The sequence below is a fragment of the Streptomyces aurantiaciflavus genome, assembly GCF_049808595.1.
Lineage (GTDB): Bacteria > Actinomycetota > Actinomycetes > Streptomycetales > Streptomycetaceae > Streptomyces.
Genome location: NZ_JBNCAQ010000005.1, coordinates 87,145 through 108,941, shown reverse-complemented (window position 1 = coordinate 108,941; position 21,797 = coordinate 87,145). Strand labels below are relative to the sequence as shown.

Here is a 21,797-nt window from a genome sequence, read left to right as displayed (position 1 = left end):
GGTGTTCCACGGCTCGATCCCCGCGGACCTTCGCGCGATCATCCACGAGCACGCCACCACGTGGCGTGACCAGTCCGAGGACATCCACGTCGGCTGCTCGGGCAACTTCACCATCGAGCGCGTCCTGCACGACTCGGGCTTCCGGCTCCACGGCTGCGACGTGCAGCTGTACTCCTCCGCGATCGGTTGGTACCTCGCCGGGCAGCAACTGCCCATAGCCATCCGCGCCGAGTCGGCGGACGAACTCGACTGGCTGGCCCCGTACATGGACGGCCGGGCCGGGACCCTCGCCGTGGTGCTACTCGGATCCCGGTTCTTCCAGTGGATCGGGCGCGGCGATCATCCGTATTACGGGCGGATGTTGGCCGCGTATCGCCGGCAGTTCCCGGAACTGCACGCGAAGACGGTCGCGAAGATCGAGGCGCTGCCGCTGCGCCTGGCGTCGTACGCGCCGATGGATGTGAACCAGTGGCTCGCCGAACAGGTCCCGGCGGACGCCCCGGTCGTCGCCTTCCCGCCGTTCTACGCCGGGGACTACGAGGGTCAGTTCGCGGCTCTGGACAAGCACCTGGACTGGCCGACACCGGAGTACCCGCCGCTGGACGACGCGGCGAAGCAGACCCTGATCGAGCGCGTCACCGACCGTCCTCACTGGGTGCTCGGGCTGCACTACGACGTCGACGAGCTGGCGGACCATCTGCGCGGTCAGGTGCAGACGGCCAACCGCGGTCTGCCGATCAACGTGTACTCGTCGGTGCCGCGGTCGCGGATCGTACGCCCCAACCAGCGCCTGGAGCCGGTGCGCGCCCCGCGCCTCGTACCGGGCCAGCGCCTCGGCGAGACGCTGACGCTGGCCCCGCTGTCGATGGGCCAGTTCGCGACGCTGCGCTCGCAGTACATGAACCACAACATCCGCCCGGGCACGCCGACGATGGCGCTCGCGGTGCTCGTCGACGGGGTCGTGGTGGGCGCGTTCGCGTTCTCGACGCCGAAGTACGACCCGCACAACGTGTACCTGCTCTCGGACTTCCCGGTGGCGCCGACGTCGTACGGGCGGCTGGCGAAGCTCGTGCTGTACGCGGCGCTGTCGGCGGAGGCGCAGTTCCTGGCGCAGCGCACGATGAACACCCGCCTCACCAGGCTGAACACGACGGCGTTCACCCAGCGCCCGGCCTCCATGAAGTACCGCGGGCTGCTGCGTCTGAACTCCCGCAAGGACTCCACCGATCCCGCCTACCGCTACCAGCTCGACTACGGCGGAGAGCTGGGCCGCTGGTCGCTCAACGAAGGGTTCGCGCAGTGGAGGAGAAAGCACGGACAGGCCGAGGGACTGAAGGAGGACAGGAGGCCATGAGTGAGCCGCTCAAGCCCCGCATGGTCGAGGGCGACCCGCGTGAGCTGACGCTGTTGGACGTCAACGCACGGTTCATGCGGCATGAGCAGTTCCAGCGCCTCGTGGCGAACATTCGGGCCGACGGGGCGCTGACCTCGACCCCGTTGGTGTGGAACGACCTGGAGTCGGGGCGTCGGATCGTGCTGTCGGGCAACCACCGCACGAAGGCCGCCGTCGAGGCTGGCCTGGAGCGAATCTGGTGGATGGAGATCACCGAGCCGCTTCCCAGGCAGCGGCAGATCGCGTTGCAGCTGGCACACAACGCGATCGTGGGTGAGGACGACCCAGCCACCCTCAAAGCGCTGTACGAGGAGCTGGAGGACGTCTCCATGCGCCTGTACTCCGGCTTGGACGACAAGACGCTCGACCTGCTGGACGAGATCAGCGTGCCGAGTCTCGCGGAGGCCAACCTGGACTTCGCGACGGTGCAGATCGTGTTCCTGCCGGAGGAGAAGGAGGCCGCGGAGAAAGCCTTCGAGGCCGCGCGGAAGGCCGCATCGGCCGACGCCCGCTGGCTCGCGCGCATCGAGCAGTACGAGAGCGTGCTGGACACGCTCGACACGGTGAAGGGCGCGCACAACATCGGCAACGTCGCCGCCGTGTTCGCGATCATCCTCGCGCTGGTCGAACGCCACCTCGGTGAGCTGGCGGAGGGCTGGTACGACCCGGACGAGCGGACCGCCACCCGCAAGGGCACCGCCCCGGTCGAGACGGTGCTGGCCACCCGCACCATGCCCGCCGACGCCGCGGCCGTCGTGCAGCTGGCCATCGACCGCATGGAGCGGGACGGCGACATCGAGGCCGGCCAACGGTGGCGAGCCCTGGAGCTGTGGGCAGCCGACTACCTGGCGGGTGCGGCGTGAAGCGGCCCGATGTGCGGGTCGGCCAGGTGTGGGCCGACAACGACAAGCGAAGCGAGGGCCGCACGGTACGCGTCGACGAGGTCGACGCCCGCTACGCGTACTGCACGGTGCTCACCGCGGCAACCCCCGGCGGCCGGACCGGGCAGCGGACCCGGATCGCGCTGGAGCGGCTGCGGCCGACGAGTACGGGCTACCACCTCCTGGACGGTGCCCCGTGAACGGGGAGCTGTACCGCAGGCTGCTCACCAAACGGTACGGGCCACTCGACCGACTGGAGGCCGAGCGCTTCCCGCCGGCCGTCGGCCGGGCGGAGTCGGCGAGGTCGGTGACCGGCACGAACGAGGAGCAGTGGCGTCATCAGGTCCGCGACATCGCCACGCGCTACGGCTGGCGCCTGCAGTACCACACGGCGGACTCCCGGCGCTCCGACCCGGGCTGGCCCGACGAGGTCTTCGGCCACCTCGGCCAGCGCCGCACGCTGTTCGTCGAGTTCAAGACCGACACCGGGCGGATCCGCCCGGCCCAGCGCGAGTGGCTGGCCCACCTCGCCGACAGCGGGTTCGAAGTCGCCGTATGGCGCCCTCGCGATCTGCCCACCGTCCTGCGGGTGCTCGGCCCGGCACGGCAGCGGGCCGCTCTTCCCCCGGACTTCCGGAGGCCCGCCTCGTGAGCGGCCCGTACGCCGGCGAGTCGAACCTGCTCCACGCCGAGATCGACCACCTGACCACCGTTCACCGCACAGCCGCCGGTCTGGCCCGTGTCCTGAGAGAACACCTCGCGGACGAACCGTTCCGCCTCGCCGACCAGCTCGCTCGCCTCCTCGCGGGCGAGCTGGAGCCCGACGACATCCCCGAGGGAGAGATCTGATGAACCTCGCCAAGGACTCCGCGTCGTGGGAGCGCACCGTCTCCGTCACCCCGCTACCCGACTCCGTACGCCGCAGGGCCGCCCTCCAGGTCGCCGCCCGCGCCGTCGGCGGGGAACACGCACAGCGTCGCGCCGACTGCGCCGACCTCCTGGCGCACCTCGGCCTCCTCGACCCGGCTCTGCGAGGCCCGTCGAGCTGAGACAGGACGTCCGTCAGGAGGGGAGTGGGAGGAGACAAGCCAGTCGGGAGAGCAGTGATCGGATGTCGGACAGCGCCGAGGCATGGGAGCGGCAGCCGGGTGAGTCGACCGCCGCGTGGGAGGCGTTCGCCTGCTACCGCGACCTCGGCCTGTCCCGCAGCATCGGCAAGGTCGCCGAACGCCTGGCCAAGTCCCGGACGCTCATCGAGCGCTGGTCGACGACACACCGCTGGGTGCTGCGCGCCGAGGCGTGGGACCGGGAGCAGGACCGCCTGTGGCGCGCCGAGCAACAGCAGGCCGCTCGAGAGGTGGCCCGGCGACACGCTCGCCTGGCCTCCGCGGCCCAGTCGAAGATCGTCGCCCAGCTCCAGCAGCTCGACCCCTCACGCCTCAGCCCCTCGGACGTGATCCGCTGGCTGGAGGTCACGATCCGCATCGAGCGCCAGGCGTACGGCATGGACCTGGCCGACGCCGCCGCGTCGACCTCCAAGGGGATGGAGACGGCGGACGTGTCGGGCCTGACGGACGAGGAACGCCGGGCCCGCATGGAGCAGCTGCGCCGCGAACTCGAGGCGCGCATCAGCACGTTGGGCGGTGAATAGCCGTGACCGCCGATCCGCTGACCGCGCTGCCGGACCCGGCCGGCATGTCCGACGCCGAACTACACGCCGAGATCACCGCGCTGATCGAGGCCGACGCTGTCTCGGCACGCCGCTGGGCATGCGATCGCCCCGACTGCGACGGCCTGCCCCACGCCGGCTGGCTGCACCACCACGCCCGTGCCACGCAGCGCCTGCCCGAGGGCGACTGGGCGGCATGGATGATGCTGACCGGCCGAGGCTGGGGCAAGACGAAGTCCGCGGCGGAAGCCGTACGGGAGTGGGCGGCGACACCGGGGACGATGATCGCGGTCGTCGCGAAGAACGCCACCCTGGTCAAGGAGATCTGCTTCGAGTCCCCCAAGTCCGGCCTCCTGGCGGTCATCCCACCCGAGGACGTCCGCCGCTACAGCCCAGGCAACGGCCTGACCACCCTCCGCCTGAAGAACGGCTCAGCGATCTATGGCTTCGGGGCCGAGACCCCGGACAACCTGCGCGGCTTCGCCTTCGACAAAGGCTGGCTCGACGAGTACGCGGCCTGGAACCGGCACACCGCCCAGTCGGTGTACGACATGCTGTGGTTCTGCCTGCGCGAGGCACCGAGCCCGCAGGTCGTCATCTCCACCACGCCCAAGCCACTCCCCCACGTCAAGCGCCTGGTCGAGCGCGGCCGCCGCCCCGGCTCCACCGTGCTCCTGACGACCGGCCGCACCGAGGACAACCGCGCCAACCTCTCCCCCGCCGCACTCGCCGAACTCGACTCCGAGTACGGCGGCACCCGCCTGGGCCGCCAGGAACTCGACGGCATGCTGCTCGAAGATGTCGAGGGCGCCCTGTGGAAGCAGTGGATGTTCGAGGTCGAGGGCTTCCGCATCGCCCGCACCGCGGTCCCGCCGCTCGACCGCCTGGTCGTCGCCGTCGACCCGGCCGTCACTACAACGGACTCCGCGGACCTGACCGCCTTCACCGTGGCGGGCCGCTCCTACCCGCTGGAGCAGATGTACGGCGACCGCCGCCCCCGCGGCTACGTCCTCCACGCCGAACAGGACCGCTACACACCCACGGCCGCGATGCGCCGCGCCGCCGCGCTGTACCACGAGCACCAGGCCGACTGCGTGGTCATCGAGGCCAACAACGGCGGCGACTACCTCCCCGCCCTCCTCGCCGAGGTCGACCCGACCGTCCCTTGCCGCGTCGTCCACGCCACGCGCGGCAAGCGGGCCCGGGCGGCGCCGGTGGCGATGCTGTATGAGCAGTCCCGCATCAGTCACGCGGGCTCGCCCCGCACGTTCGCGGCCCTCGAGGAGCAGATGACGACGTATGTGGGTGCCTCTGAGTCCGAGGAGAAATCTCCTGACCTGCTCGATTCCTGCGTCTGGGCTCTGACCGACCTGCTCCTGGACCCTTCGGCTCCGGAAGCACCTACGGCGTCCACGGACAGGCGTCTCACCGGCAGGCGTTGAACCTCCGCTGTTGGCCCCGGCCCAGACTGGCAAGCCGGGGCCAACGGCTCACATCAGTCCTCCGCAGCCATCAACTCGTTGCGGAGATCATCCAGAGTCCGACCATCGGGCAGCCGCCAGAGCGTCCAGCCGTTGATGGCGTTCCCTGTCACAGCACTGGCAGCCTTGGAGGGCGACTGGAAGGGCATGGCCTTTCCCTCGACGATCAGCTGCCCATCCGGCTGGACGATGGCCGTGGCGGACCGTCGCGCGCGAGTCTGGCGAAACGTCAGCACTTCGTTGGCCTTGAGCAGGCCCGCCGCCATGAGCGGAGCCAGGGGCCCGGTGGGAGGCGCCGACGTAGCCTTGGCAGTCCCGGCATCCCCGCCAATCGACACGTTGACCTCTACGGTCCCTTCAGCTCCTGCCGCAGCGATGTGCGCCAGCACCTCTGGGTCGAAGTGAATGGTGAGTGTTGCCACAAGCTTCCCCTCCCTGGTTGGCGGCTCGCCGCCAGCTCAACTCTCTGCGCTTCACTCTAGCTTAGAGGAGAACGCAGAACAATCCTAGAAATCAAGCGTCCAGTGATGGGTCTTAGACTGCGCCGCTCAGTTCGACCGGGGAGTGACAGATGCGGCGTTTACACAGGTTGATCATCGACACGTGGGGAGCGCTGGCGTACAAGCCGGCCTTCCAGGCGGCAGCCGAAGGCCGGCCGACGCGGCTCCCCGGCCCCATGGCTGCCTCGTGGCTGCCCGATACGGACCGGCGGCGCCTGGCCGCGTACACGGTGCTCGCCGCGTACGACAGCAACCAGGCCGCAGCCCTGCTCGACGAGGACGGCGACGACCGACGCGAGTACGGAGATGCCTCCCTGATCGTCGACCAGACGCTCAGCCACCTGCTCGGCGAGACTCAGCAGATCATCGTCGACGGCGCCGAGGAGGACCCGGCCGCACAGGAGCGGGAGACCCTGCTGCGGCAGTGGGCGCAGTCCGAGCAGCTGCCGATGCGCATGCAGAGCGCCGAGCGCTCGGCCGTACTGCTCGGCGACACCGTCTACCTTCTTGCCTGGTCCCGTACGAGGAACCGCCCGGTGCTGAAGACCATCGACCCAGGCTTCTACTTCCCGGTGCTGCCGGACGGCGCCCTCGACACGGACGACTACCCGCAACGCGTCCACCTGGCATGGGAGGTACCAGAAGACCCGGCAACGGGTCGCAAAGGCACCCTGCGCCGTGTGACCTACGAGCTGGGCCCCATCGAGGACGGCGCCTCCGCGCGCACGTACCCGTGGTCGAGCCGACCGAGCACCACCACCTGCTACCTCACCGACGCCGAATGGGACCTGGACCAGTTGGACCGAACCGGCGACATCAACGTGCTCTCCCTGTCCCGCGCCCGCTTCCGCACGAACGCCGACGGCGAAGTCCTCAACCACCTGGATCTGCAGCTGGACTTCATCCCGGTCATCCACGTACCGAACACGATCGACAGTGCCGAGCACTACGGCAAGTCCAGCCTGCTGTCCGCCGCCCAGCTCCTCGATGACCTCGCCGCCGCCGACACCGACAGCCAGCGTGCCTCAGCCACGACCGGATCACCGATCATCGGCCTGTCCGGGGCGCGTCTCCCGGTCGACCGCAGGACCGGCAACCCGCTGCCCGTCCAGGTCGAACCGGGGATGCTCTGGCCGCTCGGCGACAACGGCCAGCTCAGCACCGTCGACACCTCGACACAGCTGGCCGAGCTGCGTGCCTACGTGGAGACGTTGCGCGACCGCCTGTCGGTGGTGACCCGGCTGCCGGGCAGCGTGCTGGGCACGATCCGTCCCTCCGAGGTTCCGTCCGGGTACGCCCTGCAACTCAGCTTCGGTCCACTCGACGCCATGGTCCGCTCCATGCGGCTCGCTCGCGAGGTGAAGTATCCGCTGCTGCTGAAGATGGTGCAGCGGCTGTACCAACTCGGCGGCGTGCTGCCTCCCGGCGACAACCCCCGCGCCACGATCGTCTTCGGCCCCTACCTGCCGACCGATCTGACCGGCACCCTCGACCTGGTGACCCGCGGAGTACAGGCAGGTGTGCTCTCGCTGGAGACCGGCGTGCGCATGCTGGTCGACTCCGGCTTCCCCATCGAGGATGCCGCCCAAGAGGTGGAGCGCATCCGGGCTGCGGGCCGGTCTGAGCCAGCTGCCCCGCAAAGCACTGACGACGGGGTGGAATCCGTGACCGACGACGCGGCCTGAACCCGGAGATCCCGCACCACGCAGACCGGCCAGGGGTATTAGACTCCGCGCCGACGCGGGGGCGTCTGGGCGAGGAGTGCCCATGACCGAAGAGCCGACAAGGCCCGCCGCCGAGCCCGCAACCGAGGACACCGGCGTCGCCGTGGTCACGATCCCCCAGGACGAACTCTCCCGCCGGTTCGCGCGGGAGAAGGACCAAGGCCGCCGCGCCGGGGTCCGCGACCTGCTCGGTCAACTCGGATTCGAGTCCGCGAAGGCCCTCACGGAGTTCGTGGAAAACCAACGCCAGGCCGAGCAGCAGCGCAGGGACGCCGAACAGGCACGTCTCTCCGAGGCCGAGCGCCGTGAGCAAGCCGCGGCAGAGCGCGAACGCCAGGCGCAGGAGCGGGAAGCGCAGGCCACCGCACGGGAGCGTGACGCCGCCCGCCGCGCCGCACTGGTCGGCCTGGGCGCCACCGGCCCGGAACTGGAAGACGCGGTCGTCCTGCTCGCCCGTCGAATCGAACCGGATGCCGACGACTCCACCCTGATCCAGGCTGCCGAGGAGCTGAAGCAGCGACGCCCGGAACTCTTCGACGCCCGCTCCCCGCAGCCGCCGGCGTCCCCGCCCTCGGGCAGTCCCTCCAACATCCCGGGACGTTCCGGCAGCACTCCGCCCCGACCGGGCCAGTTCGGTCTGGACCTCGCCCGGCGCCGGGGCCACCTCAGGGATTCCTAACCTCCGGCCACCTGCAGGGACCGCGCCCTCTGCACCTCCGCGGACGACGGCACCACCGGTGACCGTACGGCCTCACCGCCGACACGCCCTTCGTGGAGGAACCCGGCGTGGATCTCCAACCGATCACCTACTCCCAGTCCGCCACCGCCGACCGCCCCTGGCTGGCATCCATCCACGGACTCGACACCCCGGTGACCATCACCCTCGACACGAGCCTGTTCACGCAGGGCACTCACTACGCACCGCCGGGCCCGGCCCAGCCCCACAACGTCATGCACTCCGGCATCCCCCTCGGCCGCATCACCGCCACCGGCATGTACGGCCCCTGGGACGGAGATTCCACCGACGGCCGCGCCACCTTCACCGGGGTACTCCTCGCCGACGTGCCCTTCACCCCGGGCAGCCTCCGTGTCGGCGCGGCCCTGCTCTGGCACGGCGTGATCGCCGCCGCCCACATCCCCGGCGGCCTGGACGTCTCCACCATCGCCGCCTCGACCGCACAGATCCACTTTGTCTGAGCTCCCGACCCGCTGAGGATCCCGCCCCCATGCTCGAAACCCTGCTGCGCGACATCGACGCAGCCGACCTGAACGCCTTCGCCCGCACCATGCAGACGCCGGCCGACTTCGAACTGACCCGCACGGTCATGCCCGAACGCCGCCTGAGCTCCGTCAAGTTCCGCATCAAGAGCAGCAAGCGACGCGTGAACGCCGCCAAGTTCCGCGCCTACGACGCCCAGACAACCGTCGCCCGCCGCCAGGCCGAGAAGATCATCACCGAGGGCATGCTGCCCCCGCTCGGCCAGAAGCTGATCGTCGGCGAACTGGAGCAGATCCTTCTCGACGCCTCCCGCGGCGCAGACTCGTCGGAGTTCGTCGAGCTCCTCTACGACGACATCGAACGCCACGTCGAGTCGATCCACAACCGCATGGAACTGGCCGCCGGCGACCTCCTCCTCGACGGCAAGTTCACCCTCAACGGCGAGAACGGCCTCACCCTGGAGGCCGACTTCGGTGTCCCGGCCGCCAACATGCCCACGGCGGCGAAGCCCTGGTCGGATCCGACCAGCGACCCGATCGCCGACGAACTGCGCTGGATCGAGTACCTGCGCTCCATCGGCGCCCCGCTCCCGGCCCGCGTCCTCACCTCCTACAAGGCTCGGGCGACGCTGGCCGCGAACGACGCCTACCGGGCCGCGTACTACGGCAGCGTCAACGGCTCCACGACCCCCACAGCGGTCCTCGCCCCGAACGAGGTCGAGGTCGTCCGCGCCCGCTACGACCTCCCCCCGATCACCGTCTACGACGTCCAGATCTCCGTCGACGACACGTACCAGCGCGTGATCCCCGAAGACCGCTGGATCCTCCTCCCGCCCAACCCCGAGTCGTGGGCGGAGACCCAGTACGGCATCACCGCGGAGTCCCTGGTCCTGTCCTCCGGTACCAAGCCGGCCATCAAGCGTGAGGACGCCCCGGGCATCGTCATCACCGCCGACCACCAGGACGACCCGGTCCAGGTCTGGACGAAGGGAGCCGCCGTCGCCATGCCGATCATGTACGTCCCCGACATCCACATCACCGCGAAGGTCTTGTAATGCCGGCCGCCGCCCGCAGCCTCGCCGCCGCGGTCTTCGTCACCGACCCGAAGACCCATCAGACGCTGCTCCTCCAACCTGGCACGGAGGTCAGCGATCCAGCCCTCGCCGAGCAGATCACCCACCCCGGTGCCTGGGCGCCGGAGGCGCCTCGTCCGTCCCGACGTGCCAAGGCCGAAGCGGCGTGAACCTCACCGACGCCGAGTACGCGTACCTCCGCTCCGAACTCGGAAGTGCTGACCGTGCTGACCTGGACTCCCGCTACCTGCGACTGGGCTCACTCCAGGCCGTCGCTGTCGAGATCCTCCGGGAGCGCAAGGCGGCCTTGGTCGCCGACCCATTGGCGGTCACGGTCCAGGGGGTTGCCACCGTCAATAGTGCAGAGAACGTCAAGGCCCTGGAGCGGCAGATCGCCGGGCTGGCTGGGAGCGACCAGTCCGAGACAAGCTGCGTCTGTCCTGCTCCGCTGCAGCGTCGCCAAAGCCGATAGAACCAGCTGCTCCCGCCCATGAGAACGGTCGTGAACGAGCTGCGCGACGGCTTGCCGCACATCAGGCACCTGCACCAGAGAACACCCCCAGAATCTCGGCTCGGCTTCGGGTGACGACAGCCAATTGGCGTGGCCCGTGAGGGAGTTCGGCCCGGAGCTGTCCCACATGAGATGGAGGCCGCTCCACCGACCGATGTCAGTGGGGTGGGCTACCGTTCTGGTACCTGCTGATGCCCGAGTCGACCGCATGGCGACGCGGGCCAAAGGGACAGCAGGTCACAACCTACATGGGCCCGCCGTATAGCCGTCGGGCACCGGGAGGGGGAGCCTTGACGCTCCAGCTGTGTGACGTGCGCATCGACGCAATGTGCCGCCTGTACGAGATGTACGAGCAGGGACCGCGGGATACCGAGTTCCTGGACAAGATCGACACCGCTCTCAACCTGGCCCTCGGCGAGAACCGGGCCGCAGACAACGCCTATTACCTCTGCCGCAACCTCTTGCGGGACGCCCGCCGTACCATCTACCGATCCAGGGAGAACGCACGCGCCGCCGCTGCTGGCCGCCCGTTGGCGGATGCCCGGCACCGCCGTCTCGTCTCCTACGGCACCGATGGTTCTGTCCACGCCGACCTCATCTCTTGCGTGACCCCTGAGGAAAGCGCGATCGCCGACGAGATCATCGAACACCTGCACGATCACGCGGCGTCAATCGGAGCACATGGACCTAGCTGCCTCCAGGGACTGCTGCGTGGTGAATCCGCAGCTGCGACGGCGCGTCGGACTGGGGTATCAGTATCCACCGTGGAACGAGCGCGGCGGTCTCTCCGTGAGTTCACCGAAGCGTTGGTAACCCTGGGCTCGTAACCAGGCGACCCTCCTGGGCGCGCTGACGCCCACCCCTACAACTGTTCGTGGGCATCGTGAGCGCCACCGCAGCTAGCCACGGCGAGCAGAACGGTGGTGTGCCGGGCCATTGCCCCCCCGCTGGGGGCCGGGGCGCGCCGGGGGGGGGGGGGGGGGCCGGGGGCCCCCCCCCCCCCCCACCACCCGTTGGGCAGGCTGTCTGACAGTGCGCTGCCACCTCCACCCGCTGACTCCGCAACGTCACTAACCCTCCTGTAAGACGATCTAAGGAGACACCTCGTGAACGGTCTTGAAGACAACGCCATCCCTGTAGTTCTCTCTGGCCAGGCCCTGATGAGCTTGCGGGAGTCCGGTCATAACTTCCCCTCGGCTGTCGGAGAGGTGGTGGACAACAGCATCGAGGCCCAGGCCAACCACATCCAGATCGTCACGGAGGAGGGCCTGCGCAACCGCAAGAAGGTGATAGAGCAGATCGCCTTCATCGATGATGGAAGGGGAATGGAGGAGGAGATCCTGCACCACTACCTCCAGCTCGGCTTCTCGACGCGCTTCATGTCCAACGACACCATCGGCAAGTTCGGCGTTGGGGCGAAGCTCGCCGGTCTCAGCGTGGGTACGCGGATCGACGCATGGTCGCGAGTTGAAGGCAGTGATCACATCCGACATGTCTTCTTCGACCTGGATGCAGCCGTGGAGGAAGAGAAGGCCGGCCGCAAGATCGGGATTGCACCGCCGGACGACGAGCCCCTTCCTTCTCATCTGCTCGCATACTTCCCGGAGGGATCCGGCACGCTCGTCCTCTGGTCAAAGACCGACCGGGTATCGGACGGCCATGGCCGGAGCACTCCTGAGCATGTTCGGAACGAGCTCAACAAGGAGCTTTCGCGTGTGTTCCGCGAGTTCCTCTGCGGTGGAATCCGTATCACCGTCGATGGACTGGACCTCCGTCCACACGACCCCACTTTCCGTCGCCAAGGGACGTGGGTGGATCACGTCCTGACCGAGGAGCTGCGCCGTACCGCGAGCGGACATGTACACAGTGGTCCCCACCACTTCGAACCGCAGGTCTTCTTCAATGAGGAGGTTCCTGTCGAAGGAACCGGGCACAAGATTCACGTGACGATCACCCTCGCTCCCCCCGAGGTACTTCGCCACAAGGGGTCCGGTGGTGATGCCATGGCAAAGAAGCTGCGTCTCCCCGAAAATGAGGGGGCGATCAGCTTCCTGCGCCTCGATCGTGAGATCAGTTACACGAACGTGGCACGCATGTATCCCGATGGTGTGAAGACGCCGGACCGCTTCATCGGCTTCGAAGTTCGGTTCACCCCTGAGCTGGACCGGCTCATGGGAGTCCGGAATGTGAAGAGGGGTGCTGTTCCTTCTGACGAGCTGCGCAAGACCCTGCGCGACATCGCCCGGAAGGTCATTCCCGGCGCCCGAGCGGAACTGGCACGCATCTGGGGCCAGCAGGACAGGGAGCGTGCCGAGCATTCGGGCGAACATGCGCCTATCGCGAAGGCCGTAAAGAGCGCAGACCGCACGATGCCGAAGTCCCGCATCAAGGCGACACCCACTCCTGCCGAAAAGGAGCGGGCCTACGACGACATGGCGAAGGACGCAGGCAAGAACCACTCGGAGGAAGAGAAGGCCGCGTACGTGCAGGCGATCAAGGACCTGCCGTTCGTAATCGAGACAGTGGACTTCCCAGGTGACCAGATGTTCGAGATCACGCACCTGGGAGAGCAGACCTTCATCCGCCTCAACGAACGCCACCCCTTCTACCGGGAGATGTATCAGCCGCTGCGTCAACTCTCTGGAGGGGCGGACGGCGAAGGAGCCGGCAGCAACGTCTCCTCCACCGCCAAGCGCGCGATCGAGGCGATCACACTGCTCATCGTGGCGTACGCGAAAGCGGAGACTCTGCACGAGACACCCGACGAGCAGTATGGAGAGCTGCGGAAGCACTGGGGTAGCTTCACCCAGCTCTACATGAGCAAGATCAAGGACGTCCTGTAGGCGCTAGCGCAAGGGGCGGCGCGGAAGTGGTCCTCCTAGCGACGTATCGGCGTAGAGTTCCTGATCCCGCCGCCCCCGATGAGGTTGGTCTTGCTCCTAAGGGCACTACTTTGACAGAGGCTTGAGGCTAGGTCAGAGAGTGCCGGACACGACTAGACCAGCGTAAACAAGACGGTTTGCGAGAATTCAGGATATATAGCATGAGATGTCAGCAAATGTTGTTGGGCCTGCCAGCCCTCCGAGCGCAGCGTCGAGGGTGAGGATCAGCACGCAGTGACAGAGGGATTGCAACCAAGGCGGTTCCCGATGCTCGATGTCGATCAGGCTCCCGAGTCGCCGGGACTGTACGCGTGGTACGTCAGCTTCCGCGCCGGTCCTCACGACTGGAAGCTCAAACCTGGCCCCGACGGCGATCAGGCTATCGAGGGATTCGTTGGCCTCCTCCGTAGGTACGCCGGGTACTACGAGCCGCTACCACTCGCTTTGAGCGGACGCGGAGCCTACGGTGCCAAGTGGGATGGTGAGCTAGCTCCCGACTATCCCCTACGCGAGCCTGATGCCGAAGATCCGCAAGTAGACGACATAGAGCCGCGCCTGGAGAAGCTCACTCAGTCACTTGACACAGAATCACGCCGCCGTGTCATGGCAACGATCCTTGAAAAGGCGACCCCCGTCTTTTCCACGCCTGTCTACATAGGGGTTGCCGAGAATTTGCGTCAGCGTTTGCGCCAGCATCGAGTTTCCTACACAAAGGCACATGACTGGCTGCGCGAGCATCCGGAGGACATCGAACTGGTACGAACCAAGGGAAAGTCGTTCGGAGAGCGTGCGGCTGCACGTGAAATCGCCATGCAACACCTCGAAGCGTGGGTCATCGACCTCGCCGATGAGGAGAACGATGAAGTCACTAAGAAGAATCTGAGAAACACGGCAGAGTCGGCTGAATGGCTCCTGCATCGACTCTACTCACCGATCCTGGGAAGGCAGTAACTGGCGATGTTCGGCACTGGCACCAAACTGACGTTCCGCGACTACGTGCAGGGAACTTGGGGAAGCTTCAATACGCCGGCTGGTCGTGTGGACTACATCATGACCAAAGCGCGCCTCGGAGAGGACGCCCTGGACCCCGAGCGGCAGTTGACCAAGAGCCTTGCGCCAGTGCGTGAGGTCATGGAGGCCGGAGATCTGGACTTCAATCAGCTCTTGCAACGCGACCTTGATGATCACCGTGTTGCCGTCAAGCTCATCCCTTACCTGCTGAAGCAGAAGATGACTGGCCCGGCGTTCTTTCCACCCATTGTGGCGGTGCTGTTGCCGTTCCGCAGCAAGCGCCCCTCCCACTTCGCGGCGTTGGCCGAACCGCGTGTGGTCCCAGAGGACGGCGCACGCTGGCTGCAGGAGCGCGCTGGTGACTCCTTCCAGGTGCAGCGTCTACTCGGCGACGACGACCAGTTGCATCCCGCGAATTTGGGTAAGCTTTGGTGGAACAGGACTGAGTCTCAGCTGGTCGTCCTGGACGGACAACACCGGGCCATGGCGCTGCTGGCAGTCGAACGAACCATGACGAACAGCTGGCAAAATTCCAGCGGTGCCCGTTTCCGGTCCTTCTACGAGAACCAGGTCAAGCAACTTCTTCAAGAGGTTGGTGGTGAGCACCTGAATCTCAATAAGGTTGAGGTTCCGGTCACCGTCTGTTGGTTCCCTGATCAGACAGGCGCGGATGCCAAGCCTCACGAGGCGGCGCGCAAACTCTTCGTTGACGTCAACAAGGAGGCGCGACCGCCATCGGAGTCCCGGATCATCCTGCTGTCTGACGCTGAGCTGAGCAACGTACTCACCCGCCGTTTGCTAAGCGAGCTGCGCAACAACTCTGATGACTCTTTGCTGCCTCTGTACGCCGTCGAGTACGACAACCCTGAGGTGAACTCCAGTCGCCCGGCAAGGTGGTCAGTTCTAACCAACATCAACCTACTCAAAGCGGCGGTCGATCGGTGCATCTTCGGGCCACCGAAATACCTGAAGGACGTGACACTCAAGTTCGTTGGGCGTCCCAGCCCCACGGAACAGGACGCCTTCATGCAGGAGCAGCTGAACATCACCAGCCTCTTTCCAGACCAGTTCGACGACGGAGGCATTCCCTACCAGCGAAACAAGCTCGGCAACGTGGAATTCCCACTGGGGCAGGTAGATGTCATCAGCGATCAGTTCGCCCAGACTTGGGGAGCCGCAATCTTGACCGTGCTGTCGAAGACTGCACCCTATGCGGCGCACGCGAAGGCACTTACCCGGCTCAAGGAAGAGTGGCATATCGATGACACGGGGCTGACTTTGGCGCACGATGCCCTCTTCAGCGGTGTCGGCGTCTTTTGGACGCTGCGCGACAGCTACGAGCACTACAGGGAAAGCCGATCCCTGGGGAAGAAGACCACGAAATCAGACGTGATAAGGGCTTGGGAGGCTCTTAAGTCGAGAGAAGAGAGTTTCGAAAGCTACCGCGTTGCAGAATTCCTGGACTCTGGAGGCAAGGACAGCCTGACCAAGTCAAAGTCTGCGTACGCGGTATTCAATACCCACGCCTGCCAGCTCGGGCTCGTGATGACGCTCGGATCCCTTTGGGAGCTGCGCAAGGAACAGGGAGAGATCGATCTCGAAGACCTCCCCGCCTTCGCAGAGGACCTTGTGAAGGGTTGGAACGCGTTCTTCTCCCAGGAGCAAGGAAAGGCGAAGGACCGGAAGCTGGCCTTCAATAAGAATCACATCAGCTATCCCCTCAACCAGATCGCGAACATGGACACTCCGCAGTCTGTGTACTTCCGATACTTCTGGATGCAGGCCCTTAACACTCCGCCGGCATGGGAGCATGTATCTCACTGGTTCTCCAGCCGGGCGGGATTCGATCGAATGCTCAGCGCCGCACGGGATCTCTATCTGAAGCTCTGCATCGACCAACAGCTCAAGGCACTAAAGACGAGTCGGCCCGGTACTGGTGAAACCAAGCTTCAGAAAGAGGCCGAAGCGTCAGCCAACAAGTCGCTGATGCAGGCGCTGGACAAGTGGTTCTACGTGGATCAAGACGAGTACCGCGCCTGGCAGAAGGCACTGGAAGAGAAGCCTGGTGAGGCTTCGACAGATGCAGCACCATCTGAGGAGATCAACTCGGACGACTCTGATGCGGACGCGGAAGAAGAGGGGCGCGCCACGAGCGTCAACGACCTGATCTCCGATTAGCGAAACCTGTATGAGCGGGGTTACCGCTCGCTCAAACGATGGTGGGGTGGGTAAGTGGGGACGGTGACATTGCTTGCTTTAAGGTCACCGCGCCCACCCCAGCGTGTACTTCCGATCAGACGGCCGTGACCGAGTGCACCAGTCCTTCGATCGTGGTCAGTTCCTTCTGCCCGCCGAGGTAACCGATGCCGCGGTGCAGGTGCACAATTAGCGTCTTGGCCACGTGGTCGTCTGTGAGCGCCAGGCCATCGGAAATACATCGCTGCTTGAGCAGGGCTAGATAGATGTCTCCGTGCTGGCCGGCGAATGTCTTCCACGTCATTTCGACGTTGGAATCGGTGACGATTTCCTTCACCAGCGGGGTGGAGGGGTCCTTCAACGAAAGCACCAGGGCCCAGCGGCACAGGACGTTCCACTGTGTGATCCCGGTAGTGCGCTTCAGCCGGACGAGCCGGTCGCGAGCTGGCTGGGAAAGACGGACAGTATCAAGCGACATCCTGAATTCCTCCGTTCCACCAGTAGCCCTTAACAACGCTTGTAGTGAACTTAGTGTCGTCGTGGACGAGCATGTACGTACGCGCGACAGACTTCTTCAGGCGACCGAGCAGGGCGTCGTCGATCTCTTCATCGGTAGACAGCAGGAGTACCTGGTCGCTGGCGTGCGGGAAGTACCGATCCACCAGATGTTCGCGGTGTCGGCTGTCGAGGCGGCCAAGAGGGGTGTCGATGACGCTCGGGAGGTGGCTGCCCGCTACCTTCATCAAGCCCCAGAGGAGAGAGACCGCCAGGAGTTGGCGTTCGCCGGCGCTGAGACGGCCCGGATCAATCGGCTCGCCCTCAGAGTCGGCGAGGGTAAGCGTGAATCCATCACCAATCCGAAGATCCTTGACGAGGCTCTGCTTCCTCATCAACTCCTTGAAACTCTGGAGCACAGCTACCTCAAGTCGGGTGATGTGCTGCTGAAGCAATGCCTCGCCGAAGCGCTCCAGAGTGCTTCGCGCCTTCTCAGAGAATTTTATAATCCGGTCGACTTCTTCGGCCTTGACCTTAGTCTGCACGAAGTCGTCATGTGCGCGAGCGAGAGCAGCAACAACCTGATCACGGCGCCGCTTCAGCTCGCCAATTCGTTCTGAATCACGGAAGACTGCTGCCTGAACTCGGGCATGCTCCTGGAGCCGCTGTTCGCGGGCAATCTGAATTGCTTCTACCTTGCTCTGCTCAGGAACACCGGCCAGCTGACGGTCCAGTTGGTCCAGCTCTTCGGAAGCAACAGTAGCTAGGGTGAGCAGCTCATTAGCCCTCACCTTGTCTCGGATAAGGACTTCATCTAGCACAGCAAGTTGTGCTAGAGCGTCACCCGGGAGACCAAAGTCCACCGTGAGGGTGGTAGACCTGGCACGCTTATTCCGGTCCTCGTCCAGCGTCTTTACGACGCTCTCGCGCACGTCATCGGGTAGTAGCGCAAGTAGCCACTGATCCCGCTCTTCCAGGACGCCGAGGACCTGGCTGGCTTCGGCGGCTGTCTGCTCACGTTGGGCCTGCTTGCGAACATCTTTCAGATGTTCGCCCATCATGAGCAGAGGCAATGGTCCGGCAGCGAGTTGCATGAGGGCGGAACGCATTTCAGCAAGACGTTCAGCTGTCTGCTTCCGTTCCTGCTCAAGCTCGATGCGACGCTCGAACAGGCCGCCGCCTTCTTTCTCAAACTCCAGCTCTACGGCTTCAAGCTCGCGTTCAGCCTTACGCAGCTCGTTCTTACGCTGAGCAAGTTCCTGGGCCGCCGCGTCCAGCTCGCTCTGGACAGAGTCTCGCTCTCTCTCCTGCGCATGAATGATATCCATCAGCTGCTGTTCCTCGTCGGACAGCTTTTGACGACGTTGGAGGGCAAGGAGATCTGTACGAAGTTGCTCTACCGCGCTTACGCCCAGCAATGAGTTCACTGCCGATTCGATGACCGAAGCGGCACGCTCCGGGTCCGCAAGAGATTCGATTTTCTCTCCGTCGAAGAAGGACAACGAAGCAACTTCAAGAGGGAGTAGATCTTCGATGTGATCTGCCCAGCCTTCACTCAAAATTCTGTTGAACTTGAGGTCCGGTTGGACGCGTCGGCCACTCTTGGCCTTGTTTCCATACTCGTCATCGACGAAGACGTTGAGGAACTCCTTCAGTGTCTTCCCACTGGTGTGCCAGCTACGGACCACCTTGTAGTAGCGCTCCTTGCCGTCCACGGTGACGGTGAACTCCAACGCCACCGACGAGCCACGAGTGGGGTCGTGCTGACGATTGATACTCTCGCGCAGGTAAGTGTCGTACGCCCTGTTACCTCGGCCGCTGCACCTTGCGCGCGGCCCATACAGGACCAACTGGATAGCGTCTAGCAGTGTGGTCTTGCCGCAACCGTTGAGACCGCCGATCAAAATGATCGGTTTGTTCTTCTTCACGGTGAGGTCAAGCGACTGCTTGCCACGGTAAGCCCCGAACTCTTCGAGGGTGATCTTATGCAGAAGCATCGATATCGGTCTCTTCGTCCAGAGTCGGGTTCGCCACGAGGTCTTTCCGCCACTTCTTCTTGCGCTGCGCAAATGAGACAGCGTCGTCGCGGTCCTCGTAGTACCCTCGCCTAATAGCCTCTTCAAGCGCTTGGAAGAGGCCGGCACGCCGGGTCATGGTGCGGTACTTACGTTCCACCGACAGAAGTTCACGCACCATGTCGTAATGGAGTTCGTCACCGTCACAGACTTCCCTGAGGAGCTTCATCTCGTTGGCCCCCATGACGAGCTGTTCGTCGAGCCGGCCACCGGGAAATTCCTCGCCAGTGGCCTTCTTGTAAATCTGCGGCAACGTATCCTCGACTTCGTGCTTGTCAAAGACCCAAATACGTCGAATTTCGTGCAGCTCGTCGAGGGTGATCAGTTCGATGTTACGGACGTGCTCGGGGGCGTTTGCGCGAATCCAGGTCTGCGCGGACAGCAGCTCTTCAAGCCACTCCTGGCGATACTTCTGCAAATAGGGGCCGTGAATTGCGTTGTCGTTGAACAGCATTACCTTGCCGTTCATGCGGCGGAAGTCACGAGCGTACTTGTCCGTACGAGGGTGAGGGAGTTTCTTCCCCTTCTGGTAATCGGGGTCGTCTTCGCTCTCAACGAATCCGAATGGGGAGTCCAGCTTGTCACGCAGCGCCAAGAGCGGGAGCATCCACTCCTTTTCCTCGTCATTCTGGATCATCGCGGACATGGACTTGTCCTGCTCGACCAGCGTGCATGTCCAGCACCCGAAGCGGCTGGAGCCACATGACGGAGTTGTCGAGTCGACGACAAGCGGGCACTCGCCGTCTGCGGAAGCCCCCTGGTACATGGTGAGGAGGTCCTGATTGTTGTAACCCCAGGGGTTGGGCTTCTGCATCAGGTATTCCCACACGTCATCGTTTGTCCAGTCCTCAATAGGGCTGTACACGAGAGAGTTGGGGAGGTTCGCGTTCGGCGAGAGACGGTCACGAACGCGCCGCTTCCCGTGCTTCTCCATTGCGCGAGCACGCGCCTGGCTCTCAGTCTTGCGGATACCGAGGACCATGATCGCCTCGCCGTGAGCCGCGACGACATTGCGGATGAAGGAGTTCGACGGCTTGATCTTCAGCCGCTCGGTACACCAGCGGAACTTGGGGCGGGGCGCAGGATAGCCGCGACCGATGAGGTTGACCCAAAAGGTGTCTTTGATCTCGGGTGTCAGGCGGTGCGGCTGGATGGGGAGCCCCTGCTCTGCCGCGGCCTTCTCCATCGTGTCCAGCGACGTGGTAACCCACGCGGCGACAACGGGATTCTCGACGAGAGTGTCCGTGCTGATGACGTGAACCGGCTTGGTGAGCTTATCGGCCGGCAACACCTGGAGTGCTGACCAGACCAGTTGGAGGACTGCGGTCGAGTCTTTGCCTCCGCTGTAGCCAATGACCCAGGGGACCTCATCCGCGGTGTAGAGCTCACGGACCTCTTCGCTCAGCTCGGTGGCAACCTCCTCGAGTGAGCGTCCGTTGAACGGCAGCCGCCTCATAGAAGGGATGCCGAGAGGCAGAGGGGTGTTCATGCATCGCCTCGCAGATATGCGTCTTCCACTCGCTGCTCTTCAGGGCTCAGCCCGAGTCCCAGGTGGTTGCGCAGGTAGTTCACGGTCAGGGTCACGTTTTGGTGGCTCTTAGAGACGCGGCCTCCGACGATGGCGCGTCCCTCCCAGTCGCAGTTGGAGCGGGACCAGTCCACCTTCTTGAGCGGGTTGAGCTGCTTCTTCCACTTCGAGGGGGCTGTGGACTCCCGCAAGAGAGAGTTCCCGATGCGCCCGAGGGCGTGCAAGGCGATGCCGTGACTGTGGATGAAGTCGCGGCGCATCTCCGTGGCCGACAGCGTCCGGTCGCGGACCATGGCCCACTCCGGGAGCAGCTTGTCGATTGTCTCCCAGTACGACTGAGCCAGGTCGGCCGCTTCACCGGTCTTCATGTCCAGGCCCTGCAGGAGGGCTTGGGTTCCGTAGTAGAGAGCACTCAAGGTGAACATCATCCGCGAGCGGGCCGAGAGGTTACTCTTCTCCATCTCGACGTAGCCCTTGAAGACAGTCGATCGGCCGGCCATGACTCGCACGACTTGCGCAGACATGTCGCGGTGGTCGTAGAGGACGCTGATGGAGCGGGCTGGTCGGACTGCGTGCCGGTTAAGGTCGGCGAACATTTGTTGTGAACGGGCCAGGCCAGCGTCATGGAAGAAGACGACGGCGATCGTCTCCTCACCGAGGTCGGGGTTCTCCTTGAGGGCGAGTTCAATGGCTGCGCGGCGGTGCTGACCATCGTTGATCAAGAACCGAGAGTCCATGGGGATTCGCAGCTGGCCGGTCCGGAATCCCGCGCCGTCAGAGCTGTGGTTCTCGAAGGCCATGTCACCGTCGACGGAGGCGGTCAGAGCACTGAAAACGTAATCGTCCGGATTGTCCAGAATGTACTTGGCAAGGGCTGGCAATCGCCCCTTGTTGAGGATGCGCTGAGCCCGCAGCTCGGGAGACAGCTCATCCTCATCGAAGATGAAGATCTTAGGAATCAGCCGCAGGGGGCACATCGAGACGTAGAACTCTCGCCCTGCCTGGATGCCGCGGATAGCCGGAAAAGTGTACTCGAACCCCGTGGACGTACGGGGGGCGACGACTCGGGTCGCAGGTGCCACAGCTTCGCTCTCCACTTCGGCAACTTTAACGTACTCGCACCGCCTAACACCCTCGCATCCGCCTCAAGGCACACACTC

23 protein-coding genes are annotated in these 21,797 nt (G+C 64.8%); 18 read left to right on the top strand and 5 right to left on the bottom strand.

Going from position 1 to position 21,797, the window contains the following annotated elements:
• Position 1 precedes the first annotated feature (1 nt).
• From ACPT94_RS07155 to ACPT94_RS07120, 8 genes are all read left to right on the top strand, one after another.
• Positions 2-1,354: a putative antirestriction adenine methyltransferase gene (locus ACPT94_RS07155; RefSeq protein WP_425245429.1), complete on the top strand. Its 1,353-nt coding sequence runs from the start codon at positions 2-4 to the stop codon at positions 1,352-1,354.
• On the top strand, positions 1,351-2,256 hold the full coding sequence (locus ACPT94_RS07150; RefSeq protein WP_425245428.1) for a ParB/Srx family N-terminal domain-containing protein: 906 nt from the start codon (positions 1,351-1,353) through the stop codon (positions 2,254-2,256). The genes ACPT94_RS07155 and ACPT94_RS07150 overlap by 4 nt, the downstream gene beginning before the upstream one ends.
• Entirely contained in the window at positions 2,253-2,474 is a 222-nt protein-coding gene (locus ACPT94_RS07145) for a DUF6354 family protein (protein ID WP_425245427.1), read from the top strand. The genes ACPT94_RS07150 and ACPT94_RS07145 overlap by 4 nt, the downstream gene beginning before the upstream one ends.
• Positions 2,471-2,926, top strand: a complete 456-nt coding sequence (locus tag ACPT94_RS07140; protein WP_425245426.1) for a VRR-NUC domain-containing protein — start codon at positions 2,471-2,473, stop codon at positions 2,924-2,926. Before ACPT94_RS07145 ends, ACPT94_RS07140 begins: the two co-directional genes overlap by 4 nt.
• Positions 2,923-3,123 carry a hypothetical protein gene (locus tag ACPT94_RS07135; RefSeq protein ID WP_425245425.1) on the top strand — a complete coding sequence of 67 codons (201 nt, stop codon included), beginning with the start codon at positions 2,923-2,925 and terminating at the stop codon, positions 3,121-3,123. The genes ACPT94_RS07140 and ACPT94_RS07135 overlap by 4 nt, the downstream gene beginning before the upstream one ends.
• Positions 3,123-3,323: a hypothetical protein gene (locus ACPT94_RS07130; RefSeq protein ID WP_425245424.1), complete on the top strand. Its 201-nt coding sequence runs from the start codon at positions 3,123-3,125 to the stop codon at positions 3,321-3,323. Before ACPT94_RS07135 ends, ACPT94_RS07130 begins: the two co-directional genes overlap by 1 nt.
• 62 nt (positions 3,324-3,385) lie before the next feature.
• Complete coding sequence (locus tag ACPT94_RS07125) at positions 3,386-3,925, top strand: hypothetical protein (protein ID WP_425245423.1); 540 nt, start codon at positions 3,386-3,388, stop codon at positions 3,923-3,925.
• Positions 3,926-3,927: 2 nt separating this feature from the next.
• Positions 3,928-5,385: a phage terminase large subunit family protein gene (locus tag ACPT94_RS07120; RefSeq protein ID WP_425245422.1), complete on the top strand. Its 1,458-nt coding sequence runs from the start codon at positions 3,928-3,930 to the stop codon at positions 5,383-5,385.
• Between the two features lie 53 nt (positions 5,386-5,438).
• Here the strand turns inward: ACPT94_RS07120 and ACPT94_RS07115 are convergent, their stop codons facing one another.
• Positions 5,439-5,846, bottom strand: a complete 408-nt coding sequence (locus ACPT94_RS07115; RefSeq protein WP_425245421.1) for a DUF4357 domain-containing protein — start codon at positions 5,844-5,846, stop codon at positions 5,439-5,441.
• Positions 5,847-5,995: 149 nt separating this feature from the next.
• Between ACPT94_RS07115 and ACPT94_RS07110 the strand changes: the two genes are divergently transcribed.
• The 10 genes from ACPT94_RS07110 to ACPT94_RS07065 all read left to right on the top strand — a co-directional run bounded on the left by ACPT94_RS07110 (position 5,996) and on the right by ACPT94_RS07065 (position 16,521).
• Positions 5,996-7,609 (top strand): phage portal protein, encoded by a 1,614-nt coding sequence (locus tag ACPT94_RS07110; RefSeq protein ID WP_425245420.1) that lies wholly within the window; start codon positions 5,996-5,998, stop codon positions 7,607-7,609.
• Between the two features lie 82 nt (positions 7,610-7,691).
• Positions 7,692-8,327, top strand: a complete 636-nt coding sequence (locus ACPT94_RS07105) for a hypothetical protein (protein ID WP_425245418.1) — start codon at positions 7,692-7,694, stop codon at positions 8,325-8,327.
• A gap of 107 nt (positions 8,328-8,434) precedes the next feature.
• Positions 8,435-8,845, top strand: coding sequence for a head decoration protein (locus ACPT94_RS07100; RefSeq protein WP_425245417.1), 411 nt, complete (start codon positions 8,435-8,437; stop codon positions 8,843-8,845).
• Positions 8,846-8,874: 29 nt separating this feature from the next.
• Positions 8,875-9,921, top strand: a complete 1,047-nt coding sequence (locus tag ACPT94_RS07095; RefSeq protein WP_425245416.1) for a major capsid protein — start codon at positions 8,875-8,877, stop codon at positions 9,919-9,921.
• Positions 9,921-10,109, top strand: a complete 189-nt coding sequence (locus tag ACPT94_RS07090; protein WP_425245415.1) for a hypothetical protein — start codon at positions 9,921-9,923, stop codon at positions 10,107-10,109. The genes ACPT94_RS07095 and ACPT94_RS07090 overlap by 1 nt, the downstream gene beginning before the upstream one ends.
• A complete protein-coding gene (locus tag ACPT94_RS07085; RefSeq protein ID WP_425245414.1) occupies positions 10,106-10,411 on the top strand; it encodes a hypothetical protein in 306 nt (101 codons plus the stop codon). Before ACPT94_RS07090 ends, ACPT94_RS07085 begins: the two co-directional genes overlap by 4 nt.
• 329 nt (positions 10,412-10,740) lie before the next feature.
• Complete coding sequence (locus ACPT94_RS07080; RefSeq protein WP_425245413.1) at positions 10,741-11,277, top strand: hypothetical protein; 537 nt, start codon at positions 10,741-10,743, stop codon at positions 11,275-11,277.
• Between the two features lie 279 nt (positions 11,278-11,556).
• Complete coding sequence (locus ACPT94_RS07075) at positions 11,557-13,293, top strand: ATP-binding protein (RefSeq protein WP_425245412.1); 1,737 nt, start codon at positions 11,557-11,559, stop codon at positions 13,291-13,293.
• Between the two features lie 306 nt (positions 13,294-13,599).
• Complete coding sequence (locus ACPT94_RS07070) at positions 13,600-14,283, top strand: GIY-YIG nuclease family protein (protein ID WP_425245411.1); 684 nt, start codon at positions 13,600-13,602, stop codon at positions 14,281-14,283.
• A 6-nt stretch (positions 14,284-14,289) separates the two neighbouring features.
• The gene (locus ACPT94_RS07065; protein WP_425245410.1) at positions 14,290-16,521 is read left to right on the top strand and encodes a ParB N-terminal domain-containing protein; all 2,232 of its coding nucleotides are present in this window, start codon (positions 14,290-14,292) and stop codon (positions 16,519-16,521) included.
• A gap of 115 nt (positions 16,522-16,636) precedes the next feature.
• On the opposite strand, the gene dndE is transcribed toward ACPT94_RS07065, so the two are convergent.
• From dndE to dndB, 4 genes are read right to left on the bottom strand one after another with little or no spacing between them, the layout of a single operon-like run.
• On the bottom strand, positions 16,637-17,017 hold the full coding sequence (gene dndE / locus ACPT94_RS07060; RefSeq protein ID WP_425245409.1) for a DNA sulfur modification protein DndE: 381 nt from the start codon (positions 17,015-17,017) through the stop codon (positions 16,637-16,639).
• Positions 17,007-19,031 (bottom strand): DNA sulfur modification protein DndD, encoded by a 2,025-nt coding sequence (gene dndD, locus ACPT94_RS07055; RefSeq protein ID WP_425245408.1) that lies wholly within the window; start codon positions 19,029-19,031, stop codon positions 17,007-17,009. Before dndD ends, dndE begins: the two co-directional genes overlap by 11 nt.
• Complete coding sequence (gene dndC, locus ACPT94_RS07050; protein WP_425245407.1) at positions 19,018-20,598, bottom strand: DNA phosphorothioation system sulfurtransferase DndC; 1,581 nt, start codon at positions 20,596-20,598, stop codon at positions 19,018-19,020. Before dndC ends, dndD begins: the two co-directional genes overlap by 14 nt.
• Positions 20,595-21,734, bottom strand: coding sequence for a DNA sulfur modification protein DndB (gene dndB, locus ACPT94_RS07045; protein WP_425245406.1), 1,140 nt, complete (start codon positions 21,732-21,734; stop codon positions 20,595-20,597). Before dndB ends, dndC begins: the two co-directional genes overlap by 4 nt.
• Positions 21,735-21,797: the final 63 nt, after the last annotated feature.

Excerpts from the sequence above, each read along its gene's own strand:
- ACPT94_RS07070 (WP_425245411.1), top strand. The coding sequence starts at position 13,600 with ATGCTCGATGTCGATCAGGCTCCCGAGTCGCCGGGACTGTACGCGTGG.
- ACPT94_RS07090 (WP_425245415.1), top strand. The coding sequence starts at position 9,921 with ATGCCGGCCGCCGCCCGCAGCCTCGCCGCCGCGGTCTTCGTCACCGAC.
- ACPT94_RS07130 (WP_425245424.1), top strand. The coding sequence starts at position 3,123 with ATGAACCTCGCCAAGGACTCCGCGTCGTGGGAGCGCACCGTCTCCGTC.
- dndE (WP_425245409.1), bottom strand. The coding sequence starts at position 17,017 with ATGTCGCTTGATACTGTCCGTCTTTCCCAGCCAGCTCGCGACCGGCTC.
- ACPT94_RS07105 (WP_425245418.1), top strand. The coding sequence starts at position 7,692 with ATGACCGAAGAGCCGACAAGGCCCGCCGCCGAGCCCGCAACCGAGGAC.
- ACPT94_RS07110 (WP_425245420.1), top strand. The coding sequence starts at position 5,996 with ATGCGGCGTTTACACAGGTTGATCATCGACACGTGGGGAGCGCTGGCG.
- dndD (WP_425245408.1), bottom strand. The coding sequence starts at position 19,031 with ATGCTTCTGCATAAGATCACCCTCGAAGAGTTCGGGGCTTACCGTGGC.
- ACPT94_RS07150 (WP_425245428.1), top strand. The coding sequence starts at position 1,351 with ATGAGTGAGCCGCTCAAGCCCCGCATGGTCGAGGGCGACCCGCGTGAG.
- ACPT94_RS07125 (WP_425245423.1), top strand. The coding sequence starts at position 3,386 with ATGTCGGACAGCGCCGAGGCATGGGAGCGGCAGCCGGGTGAGTCGACC.
- ACPT94_RS07095 (WP_425245416.1), top strand. The coding sequence starts at position 8,875 with ATGCTCGAAACCCTGCTGCGCGACATCGACGCAGCCGACCTGAACGCC.
- ACPT94_RS07065 (WP_425245410.1), top strand. The coding sequence starts at position 14,290 with ATGTTCGGCACTGGCACCAAACTGACGTTCCGCGACTACGTGCAGGGA.
- dndC (WP_425245407.1), bottom strand. The coding sequence starts at position 20,598 with ATGAACACCCCTCTGCCTCTCGGCATCCCTTCTATGAGGCGGCTGCCG.